Consider the following 14,652-nt stretch of genomic DNA (forward strand, 5'->3'; position numbering starts at 1 on the left):
AGCGGGCTAACGTGGTTCGTGAACGGTCTCATATGCGCCATCTCGAAAAATTGCAACGTCAATATTCGCAAATCCAAAACGAGTGCAGCAAATTAAATCGCACAATTTCATTGCAGCATCAGCTATTACAAGGCGGTGGGCTGGCGGGCTTAACGACCGATCGCATAGGCATTTTTTCATGGCTACGGAAAACCGCTGCCGTTCAGCGCAAAACGCAGGACTTGCGTCTGGAAATGCATTTATGCGAGGTGCGAGCAGTGGATTGTGAAAAGGAGATTGCCGCGCAACATTCATTATGTAAGCAGCTTCGGTCCAAGCATGAAAAATATGCACTATTAATTTCAGGGGAGATTAAAAACCAAGTGATTAAAAATTTAAATTTTGAAGAGTCAGAAATAGAGGGCCGTTTATCATGGAAAAAATAAGTAACGCTATATCCGTCGCAACAGCCCGGAAAACTGCTGACCCTGCTGTTGAGAGCCTAATTTTAAATGCTGAAAAAGCCGCCCCCAAAAAGCAGGATATGGGTGCGGACGTTCAGCAGCTAATGTGCTCGTTACAGCAATTAACGCCGGTCCCGCTACCGTTACACCTTACGTCAGGGACCCCATTAAATATGACACAAAGCGCACCTTTAAATCTGACGCAACGCGCACCGTTAGTACAAATTTCGGTTAGTAAAAAATTTTTGGGTACAAGAGGGGCAATCGAAAGTTTCAAATTTATCGAAAGTCGTACGGCTAGTGCAAGTGACAGAAGTATTCTCGGTACGCAACGTGGCCGTCCGATATTGCAGTTAAAAAGTAAAAATTCATCTGAACAACTACCTGACAAACACCCTCTGCGATTGCAGATGACCGTTGCAGGTGGGACAGAGCGGACGCAACGACCGCAAACCGCGAACGCCGCACTAGCCGCGCCACACTTGTCCCTAGCACTATTGCAGACAGGGAGAAGTACGCGGACAATCGCGCAGGTCTACAACGGGATAGACAATCAAACCGTTGATGTTAATTCCCCAGGCCATGAGTCCGTGGTGGCCAATGCTGTAAATTCATTTCTGCTGAAAGCGGAAAAAGGGTCATTTCCATTCCAGGCGGTCGCTAGCCAAACTCCGGATCCGGACCAGACCGGCAGCGCACCGGCCGAACTTGCTGGATTGGATTTGACGGATATTGATGAATTGCATCCGCGTACCTTAATTGGAGAAGGAAAATTGGTAAGCCAATTTGTGCCTGAGCGCTTGCATCACGATAGCTCTGGCAAAACAAGCCTGAGACGGTCCCTGCAGCAGCCGATGCAAGTTGAAGCAGACGCAAAAACAATCAAAATAAAGGGAGATAAAGCGGCATCTGGTGAACTGATCTATAACTTTAAGTCCTGGGGACAAGAGCACGCAGTCCGAATTTCTCATCAATCCGGCTTGGCAGAACAACAGAAATCGGCAGTATTATTTCATCCGACTAGTAGTCTGGTTGAACAGCGGCTGAACGAGCAGGTCACCAACAAAGGGCCTAATTGGGTGGTGCAGTCTACGCAGGACGAGCAACGCGAAGGTTCCAAGCAGTACTGGACCGTCCCGGATGAGGAGGAGCAATGAGTTTTTCTTCTCTCCGACGTATTAGTCAGGCCAGCGTGGATGCAAACAGGATGCTCGCTCATTGGTGTGGGTACGATAACCAATCGGATTTTTCGCCGATAGTGACTACCGATATGCTGATCGCTTTTACAGCCTACGGCAAGGATGCTAACGATGCTAACTGGAGCGGCTTTTTGGATTTATCGGCGTGGCTTAGCCATACCGCCCCGGCTTTGGCGGCCGCCGCACGGCACGAGCGCAATGGGCCGCAACAGGTGCTAAGCCTGTTTAACGCATGCGAACGTCCGTTGTGTTTAAAACAGCCAGAACTCGACTACTCGCGCATCCACGCACGTTTGGTGCCGCCAGTTAACGATAAGCGCTGTTATGTGTCGGTGAACACTTTACAGGGAAGAATCTGGCTAGATAACTTTCCCACTTATTCGTATCCGGGCGATCGTTCATTACCGGCTGAGGCGCTGGATTTTCCGGTCAAGTTGGCTTTCCTTTTGGGGAGCAGCCACGTCACCCGACGCCTTCTATGCCGCACGCGCAAGGGCGACGTCTTGCTTATCGGAAATATCCAATTTGAACTACAAAGCGGGGCGCAGATATTGGCACACTTTTCAATCAATGAAACAGGAGAAATTGCAGTGGAAGTTCTAGACTATCAGGAAAAATCAGAGACCTTTATACCACAGGAAGCGTTGGATGATATTCCGCTACGGATTGATTTTGTCCTACAACGTAATCTCTTGACTGTGGCGCAACTGGCTGCGTTATATCGGGGGCAGTTTTTGGCGCTTGATCCAGGCAGCGAAAAGCAAATCGAGATTAGCGTAAACGGCATGGTTGTTGGTAAGGGTGAGCTAGTTGAATTAAATGGACAACTGGGCGTAGAAGTGACACAGATTTCTTCCAGAACAAAAAATGTCTAATGACATTTCACTCATTGGGATGCTGGCGTTTGCCACGCTCCTGCCATTTTTGGTTGCAGGCGGAACGTGTTACCTGAAGTTTTCCATCGTATTCATCATGGTGCGTAATTCGATGGGACTGCAACAAGTCCCCTCAAATCTGGTTCTCAATGCCGTGGCGTTGATGATGTCGGTCTTTGTAATGATGCCCGTGGCCGAATCCATAATGGACTATCAGCGCGCCAATCCTGTCAATTTCTCCAATGTGGCGTCGGTGACCGAATTTGTAGACAACGGTTTGGATAGCTATCGCGGATATCTGGAAAAATACAGTGATCCGGAACTCACTTCCTTTTTTGAAAAGATTCACGTTGCGCGACTGACAGAAAAAGGGCTCCTCTATATTCAGGGTGAGGACAAACCGTCCATTTTTTCTCTGCTACCCGCATATGCTTTGAGTGAAATAAAAGCCGCGTTTAAAATCGCGTTTTATTTGTACCTCCCGTTCGTGGTGATTGATCTGGTGATCTCCAGCATCTTACTGGCGTTGGGGATGATGATGATGAGTCCTGTTGTGATTTCGGTACCAATTAAGCTCATTCTTTTCGTCGCGCTAGATGGCTGGTCGATTTTAAGTCAAGGATTAATTATGCAATACATTGATCTGGGAACAGTCCCATGAACGATATTGCCTATGCCGGTAACAAGAGCTTGTATTTGGTTCTTATATTAGTCTTGTGGCCGGTGGCCGTGGCGACCATCGTCGGCCTGTTGGTGGGACTGTTCCAGACCGTCACCCAACTGCAAGAGCAGACGCTGCCGTTCGGAATCAAATTATTAGCAGTAAGTCTATGCCTCTTTTTGTTGTCGGGTTGGTATGGTGAAGTCCTGCTTAACTTCGGTCAAGAAATGATGCGTATGGCAATCGGCTAATCATCGCCAATGAACGCGACACTCTTCTTTGATCTGCATACCTGGCTGCTGGGGGCAGTGCTGGGGTACGTCCGGCTAGCACCGATATTTTTTATGCTTCCATTTTTTAACACAACTGTGTTGACCGGAGCAACCCGCAACGCGGTGATCATGGTCATCGCGATGGGATTTTGGCCGATGCCACTAGATGCAATGGCAAAGGTCGAAACCACCGCTTACATCGCAGCAATCGCGCAGGAACTATTCATCGGCCTGATTCTTGCGACACTTCTCGCATGGCCATTTTGGGTGTTCCATGCGGTTGGCAATTTTATTGATAATCAACGTGGCGCCACGCTTAGCAGTACGATCGATCCATCAAATGGGGTTGACACCTCTGAGCTTGCCAATTTTTTTAATATATTTTCAGCCGCGATTTATCTACAGGGTGGCGGTATGCTGCTGTTTGCGCAAGCTGTCAACAACAGTTATGCGTTATGTGACCCACTACAGGGATGCGATTTTTCGTCTTCGCCTGTTTTACTTATCCTAATTGAGCTGATGACCAAGGCAATAGTAGTCGCCAGTCCGGTCATCGCAGTGATGCTTTTATCTGAATTTACGTTAGGGCTATTGTCGCGCTTTGCGCCGCAGCTTAACGCGTTCTCAGTGTCGCTCACTATAAAAAGTTTGCTAGCCATGCTGACACTATTGATCTACTTCGGTCCCGTTTTCCCAGTAGAGATTATGCAATTAACGTTGCGATCCAGTCAATTGTCATCTTGGTTTAAAGGACAGTAACCGGTGTCCGCTGCCAGCAAAACTGAGAAACCCTCAATTAAGAAAAAGAAAGACGCGGCCAAACGGGGACAGTCGTTTAAGGCACGTGATCTAGTGGTCGCCTGCCTCACTTTCTGCGGTGTATTTTTTGTTATATGGCTGGGCTCACTTGCAGAAATCGGTGCCGCCCTTATCATAGTGATTCGCAGTGGGTTCAATGTGAACCTCCACCACTACGTCGCTGGCGTGATGCTAGCCGGGCTAAAGGTTATTGCACCGATTATATTGCTCAGTATTCTCGCCACCGCTGTTCCCTCACTCATTCAGAGTGGATTCTCATTGGCCGGTGAAGCACTTAAAGTGAACTTCGGTGCGATTAATCCCATGAAGGGATTTAAGAAAATATTCAGCTTGCGGACGGTGAAGGATTTCATCAAGACGCTACTCTATCTGATCAGTTTTGGCGCCGCCGCTGTCCTTGCCTGGTGGTGGCATCAAGGCCTGCTATTTTCTCAGATTCACGCTTCTGTATTCGCGATTGTTGATATCTGGGGGCAATTGATTATCAGTCTGGTCCTTATTAGTCTTGCCTGCGTCATGATTATTTTGATCTTTGATGCATTGGCGGAGTTCTTTCTTCATCTAAAAGATTTACGCATGGATAAACAGGAAGTGAGGCGTGAAAACAAGGATCAGGAGGGTGATCCGATGATCAAAACCTTACGCCGGCAGGAGTACCAGGAAATGTTGAGTCCGCAAGAGATGGACGACATCAAAGACTCTAAAATGATTATAGCCAATCCGACCCATATCGCCATCGGTATTTACTACAAGCCAGAGGTGTCTCCGATTCCGTATGTCTCTGTACGCCAAAGTAACCAGCGCGCCCTGGCGGTGCGACGGTACGCAGAGAAAATTGGCGTGCCAGTGATCGTAGACGTGGCTCTTGCACGGCGTATATATCACACGCATAAAATTTATTCGATGGTTGAGATGGATGTCATTTATCCCGTTGTTCATTTGCTTATATGGCTTCAAGAGGTTGAGTTGGCGGGCATGAGCACACCAGCGCCAAGCCACGAGGACGCTGTTGAAGGAACAGCAAATACCGGCACAACCGATAGCATGGAAGATACAAAAAGTGATAATCAAGCGGCCCGAAAATGATACCGGCTTTAAGTTTTTTTGCGTACAACCCACGTTAAGCGTTATTTTTAAATTAAGCGTTTTTTTATGCGCGTTTTTTTAATGCCGAAAGAAGTGAAATATTCAATACTAGCGCCATCGTTTGATGACGCATAAGGATAAATAATGAGTCATCAATCTAAAGATTTTGATGAAGAAAACCTTGAGACCATATTAGATGCCGTCAGCCAAGGTGTAACGCTCAAACAAATGCATGGGATTTCCGACGAGCAGATGGATGAGTTATATGGGGTCGCCTACGATTTTTATCATCAGGGACGATTGGATGAAGCAGAAAAGTTTTTTCGATTCCTTTGTATCTATGATTTTTATAGTCCGGATTTTTTGATGGGGCTGGCTGCCGTATACCAACTGAAAGGGGCACACCAGAAGGCTGCTGATTTATATGCGGTTGCTTTTGCCCAAGGGAAGGATGATTACCGACCAATGCTGTATTCAGGACAATGTCAATTGGCAATGGGGAAGTCCGGTAAAGCGAAACAGTGTTTTAAGGCAGTCGTTGCAAATGCAAGCGATGAGTCAATTAAGAAAATTGCGAATGCATACTTAATGGCTTTACAAGAGGGGCGAAGTAAGTCGTCTAAATAACAGTAAAGGGTAGCAGATGAGCGTGAGAATAGCAGGAGCGGCAATGGATGTCGTGATGAAGCAAGCCTCTGGGCGTGCTGATTTCTTATCCGATGCGCAGTTATCCAAAAAAGCCACACAACTTACTAAACTACCTCCGCTCTTTGTAAAAGAGGCGCAAAAGGTGGCCAGTGAATTGGCGACGCTCGCACTTGATGGCGAGATGAATTCTGGCAAGGAGTACCGTACAGATATCAGTCGCCCTCAATTGACCGCGCCGAAGGGGAGGGAGCATGATGAGACAATCGGTACTATAAGTAGTGGCTCCAGATTTGTCATGGCGCTGGCTGAAATGATGGCCGGGTTCGCGTCAGCTGATCTTAGCAAACTCGCTATAAATTCGCATGTCCAGGCCGGGCAAAACGATTCTCGTCATAGTGCATCCATTGACCTCGCAGCCAAATATGAGGTCGCGCTATTAGCGGTTGAAAAGGCCAACATTGATTTAGCCAATTTGAACGGACAGTTAGGCGGGTTGCTCAGCGATATCCAAGCGATAAAGAATCAATTAGCCGAAGCTGAGCGCGTTCTTGCGGCAGCAGCAGAGGGAACCCCAGAGTACGATGCAGCGCTGCAATCCCGTGACACACTTCAGGTTACGCTTGCGACTAAACATGCGCAATTGACAGAAAAAAAGGGCGCAATCACTTCTTTGAAGACCTCCATCATGGGTCTGCAAGAGAAGGTCGATAGTCTGTTCACCCAAGCTGAAAAAGATGGTGTAGGGCTTCCAATATCTCTCGTCAAAAAGGAGGTAAGCAACATAACGCGAATGTTGATGTTGATGACAGCTGTAGCGGAGATGATGATGGAAAGCGGCGAAGTCCGTACTGAATCGGATCGAGCGCTGTTAAAGATTCAGGAGGACATACGCCTACAAAAAATTGCTTCAGAAGCTGAAAAAATGGCGAAAGATATCGCCAAGGCGGAGGCCCTGAATAAAACCATGGGTTGTGTAGGTAAAATTTTAGGTGCCGTCGTTACTGCGGTCGCAGTGATTGGCGCTGTGTTTACTGGCGGTGCAAGTCTTGCTTTGGCGGGTATCGGTATCGCCTTAATGGTCGCTGACAAAGTCTATGCTGCTGCAACTGGCACATCTTTTATGGACGAGGCAATGAAGCCGCTGATGAAAGTATTGCAACCGGTTTTACAATTTCTGATGGATAAGGTATCCAGCATACTTGAAGGTTTAGGCGTCGATCAACAGACAGCCAAAATGGCCAGCATGATCGTGGTGTCGGTCGCCATTGCGGTCGCCGTAGTCGCCCTTGCGGTAACGGGCGCAGGCGGTGCAATTGCGAGTGGGGTTTCTAGCGTAGTGAGCAAAATCGGTTCCGTAATGTCCCGTGTCATGGAAAAAACGATTGCCAAGCTCATTCCGGCAATTCTTAAAAAAGCGATGGCGCAAGCATCCAAACAACTATCTGCTGCAACAACGCGTGGGTTTAATGCAGTGACTGAGCGTTTGGGGCTGTCAACTGACGCGGCAAGCAAACAAATATATGCAAGTCGGATGGTGCAGGTCAGCACGGGCGTCAATCTGACCAAAACGGTTGTTACAGGTGGTTTGGATGTGGCGACTGAGGTCGCTAATCTTAATGCCGCAAAGGCATTGGCGAAAATCAAGTTTGCCGGCAAAGAAATGGATGTAATACGCGACATGTTGTTCGCGCTCATAGGTGTATTCCAAAATACTTTCAATGTTTCGCAGGAATTTTTTAATAAGGCCAGTGACGCGATCAATCAGCATACCCGCACCAGTTTAGTAGTCACCCGTGCAATGAGTAGCGCAAGTGTCGTTTAATCAAAAAGCATAACAAGGAAAAAATGAATACTATCAATCAAAGCTTCATGCCAGTGTTTGTCCCGACGAACAAGGCCAGCGTACAAAGCAGTAAAGAAGTCAAAAAATCCGATGTTGACATGACCTCAATGTCCGCTTTTTCAGCAGCCTTACAATTAGAAACATCTGCAGTGATGGATATGCGGACCAATCTTAAAAATGCCAGCAGTCTCCTTACGCCAGAGACCCGCAAAGAAATTATTGCTTGTGCGCGTGAAATGGCAATTGTTAGTAAAGAAGACAATGTTGTTAAATTAATCGATAGCAAAATAGGGGCAGTTGAAAAAGAAGCAAAGGAAAGCAGAGGCGTGGACCGTTTTGCGGAGCTTTTATTCAGTTTGTTTATGTTGCTAGGACTGAATAATACCAAACGCAATGTCGCAGCTGCAGCAATGTCCTCACTCTCAGTAAAGCTGATTGAAGCTGCTGGCGTCAAATTGGTGAATGCTTCAGTGATGAATCTGAGTGGGGCGGTGGCCGGAGCGGCGTTGGGAACGGTTGTAGCAGCGGGGGGATATAAAGCACACGCGAAGGCAACGTCAAAACAGGTTAAAGATATCTCCACTAATGGGCGCGAGGCGGCCAAGCTCCGCCACCAGGCTGCTACTGCCGATAGTGCCTTGAATCGTCCGATGGCGCCATTGACCGGCAACAGCCCACAGGAAGGCTTAAAAAAGCTAGATGCAAATGGAAAAAGCCTGACGTTGCAACCTAATCAGCCCGCATTAAACAAGGAGGAGCACACAGTACTTAGTCAAACGAGGCTGCGTACCGAGGCGATGATCGCGAATAAAGATCTCGCGTCTAAAATGAACCAACAGCAATTCCAGCTTGAACAAGCGGGGGCACATGCAGTCATGGGGTTTGCACAGCCTATTTCCCTGATCGCCTCAAACTCAGCAGGGGTTGCCGCGTCACAGCAAGCAGCAGCAGCTAAATTGGATGAGGCCGATGGAACGGTTGCGTCATCCGTGCAGCAGAGTGAGCACCAGGCGGCACAGCGCGCGGCGGAGTTTCTCATGAAAATAATTACACTGATTGCGACGACGACTAATCAAAACTTAGAAACGCTTAATACCATATCTCGAAATCTTAGGGCTTAAGTAGCACTCAAGAATTTATTGTGAATAGATGGCGAACATGGCCGGATGCGCTGCAAGGTGCCCGATGCGACACGGTGCGAGCTCTGGGCAACGCAGCAGCGAGCAACGCCGCAGAGCAACTTTCAGAGCAGCCAGATATCACAAAAAATTATTGGGGGTTACTTAGACAGCATTACTGAAACGAACCTAAGTTGGTATAAGTTTGGTCGTGCGTTGGATGCTTTTTTTGCTTTATTACTTTTTCTTTTTTTAGTTTTTTTTAATAGTTTATATCGGCAAGTGCCGACAGGAGATAAATCATGGTTGTCCACGGCAACGCACCGCCATCATCGCCACCGCTAGCGCGCAGAGCTGCAGAAGTGCCAGCCCTGACATCTCTTGGCTTTGTAGTCCCAGCAAACTTGGAGGGACAATTGACGGAGGCTGAGCTAAGCATTCTAGATAATTGTAATTCTAATTTAAGGACGCTTTTTAACGGGCTCGAGATGCGCCGTATAGCGCACGAGGATGTAAAAAAAGCGCAGGAACGTTTTTTACGTCCTGCGGTATTCCCGCCAGTAGAGGCGCGTGCTGGTGACATCCTCACCCCTTCTCTGTTCAGTCGAGACCAGTTGTCGCAGTTAATCGAGGCGTTGGATAAAGCGGTGCTAACCGATCACTTGTTCGATACCAAAATGGGTCCCATGGGTGACCAGTTTACGGACCAGCTTGCTGCCGCAAAAAAAGTGGTGTCATCTGGTTACCCAGATGGCGGCTTTAATTCCTCAACTATATGGGACCAATTAGCAGAAAATATTAAGAACTATGACAAGGGTGAGCTGGCCCAGAACGCCGCGGCAATGGCGAAATATATGGCGCTTTATAAAGACATCACAGACCTCATTTCATCGCTCAGCGATCACATCAGTACTAAAGACGATAAGTACATGGCGATTAAGGGCAAGGATTTAAAAGATGCTATGCAGGCTATTGTAGATAAATATAAACCCATCCCGTCAAGTGAGGTAGTGATTGCCGGCAAAGCGCCAGCTAGTGGTATTACCGAGGGTGAGGCAAACGCTATCGCTAAAAAGTTAGGGCTACCCGCTAGTTCTGTAGTTAAAAATGACGATGGGACATATTGCGTTATTCCAGACATTTCGGAAGTGGAAAAGCTAATCACCGATTTTCCAGACGGCCGGTGGCCCACTAACGGAAATGAAATGGTACTTACTATCGCCGAATATAACGTTTGGAAAAGTGGCTTTGATGCGCAAGTCAACAGGATTGAAGATTCCCTGCAAAAGCGCAACCAAAAATATAGTCAAGCCAATACCAGTTTTTTAGCCTTCGTCAATCGTTGTACCGCAATCATTGACATGATGACCGCGATGATGATGGAGATGATTAAACGGTTCGCATAAGTAGATTTTACTTTTTTTCGCAACCGTAGTGACTGCCGTAAAGAAAAAAGCGCACGGAATGGCCCAATCGGATTGGTCTCTATGTCACGAGGATTAGGAGCATTGCGAACACGCAATGTCTACATGAGTGCGCGTAAGTCGTAGCACGTTCTAAAAGAAGTCTTTCGCTGTGTTTCAATTTTTAAAAAAATAGATTATTAATTTGTGCGACAGCACATAAAGGAGTTGTCAATGCCTGAACCACTTAGCCGCTGTGCATCCCTGCCATTAATCCCGACGGCATACCAGGGTTCGTCTCGCCAAATGCCATTTTCAACGCTTGTAAAAAGCGCGGGCGCATCTTCTGTGGGCCTCGCGTCGCCGGAGTCATCCGCATTTATTCTCGACAGCGACCCTCAGGCAACTGCCGAGGATCGTATTCACGCGGTGGCAGAAAGAGTGCACCTTGAAACTTTTTCAAATATTAATGAGTTAGTCGTCGACGAAGAGATTGAGGTTAATCAATCGCCTAATAATCTTCGGCTTATCGACAAAGCGGAGAATGAGGCGTTCACGGCGATATCAAAATCCACTCACAATCCAGCATTATTTATGGCACACGTTAATGGTGCCGAATATGTACCCAAAATGGTTTTTGCAGACATGGCGCTGGCACTAGCGACGTACAAGCAAATCGGTGGCTCAGCCGTAGCGCTTGATCACGACAAATTATCAAGAAAGCTTGGCGAGCTAGTAATGAGCGACAAGCTGGGTGTGAACTCAGGATTTTCGGCATGGAGTAATGCTAACAACCAAGGCGACGTACAAAAATTTAGCGGCAAAATTTTGGCTAAATTAGATGCGTTAGGGGGTGAAGGGAAACCGGATTTATTTAAAGCCATATTTGATGAGAAGGTGTGGCCAGAGATCGTAAATTGTATAAAAAATACACATGGTGAACTAAAGCCAGATAACTGGAATCGCGTTAAAGCAGCGAAGGGCACTATTTCTACAGCCGCCGCGGAAGCGGCTAGCCGGATGTTAAAGGCGATTCCAACAGGAGGCACTAGTGCAGGTAATTTACATGGTAGGATGGATGAAGTCAGAGTTGCTCATCATTGGATTGAACTGATGCGTTCCGCGGAAGCAAATGCAGAGGATCCCGCACCTGTCGCGGACGGAACGCCAAAGGAGAACAGCCCATTACAGCGGTCTTCCAGTAGCCCATTACCGGAATTTTCAAATATTCCATTACGGAAATATTCCGACGAGACTGTACCGGTGTTACCTGCTAATTTTCCGTTGCAACCAATTAATATCAAGATTGTCAACACGAATAACAACGGTAAAGATGACTCGTCGCCTGCTACACCCCAACCCACCCCACTGGAATCCCCCTACAAATTGATAGTGAATGACAATCCTTCAGTCAACACTCGCCCTGTCGTAGGAGGTATGAGCGGTACGTCTGAACGTGGCGATCAAACTGGCGCGACCCAGAACGGTACCTCTCTAATCGGCGTGCAAACTTCAGGGGTCGGGCAACGCGCGGGATCTCAAACCGTGCAACTCATGATGACGTCCGTAGGGACGCAGTATGACGCTGAAAGTAACCTACCCGGGGGCATTAGTACCGGACTACGCAATAGAGGTCCTCAACCCAAGCTACCAGGCAACCTACTATCCGACCTAAATGGACTGGTAAAAGATCCGCATCGAAACACTGTAGCCGCGGTTATGGGTTATCAAGAACTCCGGAGACTCGCTCGGGTCCAAGAGGAATTAAATGTTTCCCGCCAAGGCAATAGACCAAACGACGACTCTCAAGTCGACGCTCGCCCTGTCGTAGGAGTTATGAGCGGTACGTCTGAAACTGGCGATCAAACTGGTCCGGTGCAGAGCAATACCTCTGGAATAGGCGATCAAACTGGTGAGTCCGTACAAGGCACGGACTCTCACGCCGGAAGCAGCCAATCCGTGGGCATTAGTACCGGACTGATGCGCAATAGAGGTACTCAACCCAAGCAACCAGCCGACCTACCATCCGACCTAAATGGACTGGTAAAAGATCCATATCGGAACACTGTAGCCACGGTTATGGGTCTTCAAGAACTCCTGAGACTCGCTCGGGCTCAAACGGAATTAAATGGTTCCCGCCAAGGTAACAGAGTAAAAAACGACTCTCAAGTTGGCGCTCATCCTGTCGTAGGAGGTATGAGCGGTACGTCTGAAACTGACGATCAAACTGGTGTGGTGCAGAGCAATACCTCTGGAATAGGCGATCAAACTGATGCATCCATGCAAAGCGCGGATTCTCACGCTGGAAGCAGCCAATCCGTGGGCTTTAGTACCGGACTGATACGCAATGGAGGTACGCAAGCCAAGCTGCCAGCCGACCTACTATCCGACCTAAATGCAATGGTAAAAGATCCGCATCGAAACACTGTAGCCGCGGTTATGGGTTTTCAAGAACTCCGGAGACTCGCTCAGGCCCAAACGAAATTAAATGATTCCCGCCAAAGCAATAGAGCAAACGGCGGCTCCCAAGTTGGCGCTCGCCCTGTCGTAGTAGGGGTGAGCGGTACCTCTCCAGCTGGCGCTCTAACAAATGCGATGCAGACCAATACCTCTGGAATCGGCACGCGAACTTCAGCGTCAGTGCAAGTCACGGACTCTAACGACGGGCAACGCATAGCATCCTTAGGGTCGCAGTACGCCACCGGAAGCCACCCATCCCTGGACACCAGTACCTCATTGATGCGCAAAAAAATCACTCCCCCCGGTTCACTACAAGCTCAAGTACATGCACTGCTAACAGCTCAGCATCGAAACACTGAAGCCACGGTTATGGCTCAGCAACAAGCCCGGAGAATCGCTCAGGCCCAAACGAAGCTAAATGATTCCCGCAAACGCGATCTAGGTCTTGAACTAAATCGTTGGACGGAGACTTGGAAAAAGCTTGAAGAGGATCAGATTGCTGCAACAGCTGTCCTAAAGGCTCAAATGCAGTTCATGTCCAGTGCCACATCGAGCACAAATACTGATGCATCACAGCTTGCCTCGCCTACCGGTTCTGCTATTTCAACCGGAACCCAAAGCGCACCTATCGAGGCATTTTCAACGTATCAGAATCCCCCTCGCGTTTCTTTAGCGACCGGGCCAAAGATTTTGGCCGGCCCTGGGTTCTCAAAGGTCGAAAATGGCATACAGGTGCCATTTGTGCCTCCTCGTCCTCCCCATTATGGACTCGTTCCCACGCTCAAGGTAAGCTCGGACGCTCTTTCGCTGAATACTACGTATCCCAAAACCCGGATTGTTAATCCTGCCAACCAAGCCAACGAAGGAGAGCAAATTAGGACGGCTTAAGACCGCCGGTAGAAAGTACAAGTGGAAGTCAACGTCCGTTCTACCGCGGCAAGGACCACCTGACGCGGTCGTCACCTGTAGTCGGTCGCGCATGGGATGCTGACAGACAGAAGTAGCTGGTCATTTAATATTTCTTCTATGACCAGCTAAAAAAATACCCATGGTAGAGAACTCAACATGCTAAGTCGTTGCCTTATTTATATTGTTCGATGAGGTAACCATGCAATTAATGAATGAGAAACGATGAAAACTAATGAAGGAACATTATCTATGAATTACATGATGGAGCCGACGGACGTGTGTTTAGCGACCAGTTCGTCTGATGTTCATAATCAGGTCAAGACATATTTTATTGAATATTTTATGCCTTATGAAGAACTTGAGCATGACGCATTGTTGATTGATGACCTTGGTGCCGATTCCCTTGATCTGTTACAGGTCGCTCACGACCTGAACGATATGTTTGACATTGATATTCAAGTCAACGATTTGCCACATTTTTTATCCGTGGGAAGCGCTTGCGACCATGTAGTGCACCTGATTCACCAAAATCAATAATCGGAAAATTGAGATCATTACTGTGACAAAAAGTAGCGATATCTTAGCGCAACACGTTCTTCCGAATTGTAAAGTGTGAAAATATTTTCACACTAAAATTAGCCTCCCTCCTGCACGTAGGCCACGCCATCCCGTCTTCAATGCGCGAGTACGGATGAGTACTTCTTCATGCTACTTAAGCGTTAGCATTTGATCTGGTGCCGCCAGTCTATTGCTCAGTGGCGCGTTTAAATGGCATGCAGCCACGCCCACGATGTCGGCCTAGATACTTAATGCGACAGCTTACTTTTCGGAGCGATTAAGCGTGCCCGAACTCGCCTGTTTCCATTTAAATCGCCTTTCTCCCGTAGCCCTTCTTACCAATCCTATTCAATTCGGA

The 14,652-nt window shown here is 47.9% G+C and carries 13 protein-coding genes; all 13 read left to right on the forward strand.

Annotated features, from left to right (window positions below; all coding sequences use genetic code 11):
* Nucleotides 1-32: 32 nt before the first annotated feature.
* Nucleotides 33-425, forward strand: a complete 393-nt coding sequence (locus tag HAV38_RS05220) for a hypothetical protein (RefSeq protein ID WP_184013372.1) — start codon at nucleotides 33-35, stop codon at nucleotides 423-425.
* Nucleotides 426-616: 191 nt separating this feature from the next.
* Nucleotides 617-1,600 (forward strand): SpaN/EivJ family type III secretion system needle length determinant, encoded by a 984-nt coding sequence (locus HAV38_RS05225; protein WP_209216613.1) that lies wholly within the window; start codon nucleotides 617-619, stop codon nucleotides 1,598-1,600.
* The gene (locus HAV38_RS05230; protein ID WP_168053033.1) at nucleotides 1,597-2,517 is read left to right on the forward strand and encodes a FliM/FliN family flagellar motor switch protein; all 921 of its coding nucleotides are present in this window, start codon (nucleotides 1,597-1,599) and stop codon (nucleotides 2,515-2,517) included. The genes HAV38_RS05225 and HAV38_RS05230 overlap by 4 nt, the downstream gene beginning before the upstream one ends.
* Entirely contained in the window at nucleotides 2,510-3,178 is a 669-nt protein-coding gene (locus HAV38_RS05235; protein WP_168053035.1) for an EscR/YscR/HrcR family type III secretion system export apparatus protein, read from the forward strand. The genes HAV38_RS05230 and HAV38_RS05235 overlap by 8 nt, the downstream gene beginning before the upstream one ends.
* Nucleotides 3,175-3,429, forward strand: a complete 255-nt coding sequence (locus HAV38_RS05240; protein ID WP_168053037.1) for an EscS/YscS/HrcS family type III secretion system export apparatus protein — start codon at nucleotides 3,175-3,177, stop codon at nucleotides 3,427-3,429. Before HAV38_RS05235 ends, HAV38_RS05240 begins: the two co-directional genes overlap by 4 nt.
* 9 nt (nucleotides 3,430-3,438) lie before the next feature.
* Nucleotides 3,439-4,209 carry a type III secretion system export apparatus subunit SctT gene (gene sctT, locus HAV38_RS05245; RefSeq protein WP_168053039.1) on the forward strand — a complete coding sequence of 257 codons (771 nt, stop codon included), beginning with the start codon at nucleotides 3,439-3,441 and terminating at the stop codon, nucleotides 4,207-4,209.
* A gap of 3 nt (nucleotides 4,210-4,212) precedes the next feature.
* A complete protein-coding gene (locus HAV38_RS05250) occupies nucleotides 4,213-5,355 on the forward strand; it encodes an EscU/YscU/HrcU family type III secretion system export apparatus switch protein (RefSeq protein ID WP_168053041.1) in 1,143 nt (380 codons plus the stop codon).
* 144 nt (nucleotides 5,356-5,499) lie between these two features.
* Entirely contained in the window at nucleotides 5,500-5,982 is a 483-nt protein-coding gene (sicA, locus tag HAV38_RS05255) for a type III secretion system translocator chaperone SicA (protein ID WP_168053043.1), read from the forward strand.
* A 16-nt stretch (nucleotides 5,983-5,998) separates the two neighbouring features.
* Nucleotides 5,999-7,825: a type III secretion system translocon subunit SseC family protein gene (gene sctE / locus HAV38_RS05260; protein ID WP_168053045.1), complete on the forward strand. Its 1,827-nt coding sequence runs from the start codon at nucleotides 5,999-6,001 to the stop codon at nucleotides 7,823-7,825.
* 23 nt (nucleotides 7,826-7,848) lie between these two features.
* Entirely contained in the window at nucleotides 7,849-8,967 is a 1,119-nt protein-coding gene (locus HAV38_RS05265) for a hypothetical protein (RefSeq protein ID WP_168053047.1), read from the forward strand.
* A 299-nt stretch (nucleotides 8,968-9,266) separates the two neighbouring features.
* On the forward strand, nucleotides 9,267-10,370 hold the full coding sequence (locus HAV38_RS05270) for an IpaD/SipD/SspD family type III secretion system needle tip protein (RefSeq protein ID WP_168053049.1): 1,104 nt from the start codon (nucleotides 9,267-9,269) through the stop codon (nucleotides 10,368-10,370).
* Between the two features lie 303 nt (nucleotides 10,371-10,673).
* Entirely contained in the window at nucleotides 10,674-13,715 is a 3,042-nt protein-coding gene (locus HAV38_RS05275) for a hypothetical protein (RefSeq protein ID WP_168053051.1), read from the forward strand.
* A 243-nt stretch (nucleotides 13,716-13,958) separates the two neighbouring features.
* Nucleotides 13,959-14,273, forward strand: a complete 315-nt coding sequence (locus tag HAV38_RS05280) for an acyl carrier protein (RefSeq protein ID WP_168053053.1) — start codon at nucleotides 13,959-13,961, stop codon at nucleotides 14,271-14,273.
* Nucleotides 14,274-14,652 lie beyond the last annotated feature (379 nt).

Source organism: Glaciimonas immobilis (genome assembly GCF_011947285.1).
Classification (GTDB): domain Bacteria; phylum Pseudomonadota; class Gammaproteobacteria; order Burkholderiales; family Burkholderiaceae_D; genus Glaciimonas; species Glaciimonas immobilis.

What these genes read in the sequence shown, in the direction of transcription:
- HAV38_RS05220 (WP_184013372.1), top strand. Translation starts at nt 33, where the DNA reads ATGCGCCATCTCGAAAAATTGCAACGTCAATATTCGCAAATCCAAAAC.
- HAV38_RS05225 (WP_209216613.1), top strand. Translation starts at nt 617, where the DNA reads ATGACACAAAGCGCACCTTTAAATCTGACGCAACGCGCACCGTTAGTA.
- HAV38_RS05230 (WP_168053033.1), top strand. Translation starts at nt 1,597, where the DNA reads ATGAGTTTTTCTTCTCTCCGACGTATTAGTCAGGCCAGCGTGGATGCA.
- HAV38_RS05235 (WP_168053035.1), top strand. Translation starts at nt 2,510, where the DNA reads ATGTCTAATGACATTTCACTCATTGGGATGCTGGCGTTTGCCACGCTC.
- HAV38_RS05240 (WP_168053037.1), top strand. Translation starts at nt 3,175, where the DNA reads ATGAACGATATTGCCTATGCCGGTAACAAGAGCTTGTATTTGGTTCTT.
- sctT (WP_168053039.1), top strand. Translation starts at nt 3,439, where the DNA reads ATGAACGCGACACTCTTCTTTGATCTGCATACCTGGCTGCTGGGGGCA.
- sicA (WP_168053043.1), top strand. Translation starts at nt 5,500, where the DNA reads ATGAGTCATCAATCTAAAGATTTTGATGAAGAAAACCTTGAGACCATA.
- sctE (WP_168053045.1), top strand. Translation starts at nt 5,999, where the DNA reads ATGAGCGTGAGAATAGCAGGAGCGGCAATGGATGTCGTGATGAAGCAA.
- HAV38_RS05265 (WP_168053047.1), top strand. Translation starts at nt 7,849, where the DNA reads ATGAATACTATCAATCAAAGCTTCATGCCAGTGTTTGTCCCGACGAAC.
- HAV38_RS05270 (WP_168053049.1), top strand. Translation starts at nt 9,267, where the DNA reads ATGGTTGTCCACGGCAACGCACCGCCATCATCGCCACCGCTAGCGCGC.
- HAV38_RS05275 (WP_168053051.1), top strand. Translation starts at nt 10,674, where the DNA reads ATGCCATTTTCAACGCTTGTAAAAAGCGCGGGCGCATCTTCTGTGGGC.
- HAV38_RS05280 (WP_168053053.1), top strand. Translation starts at nt 13,959, where the DNA reads ATGAAAACTAATGAAGGAACATTATCTATGAATTACATGATGGAGCCG.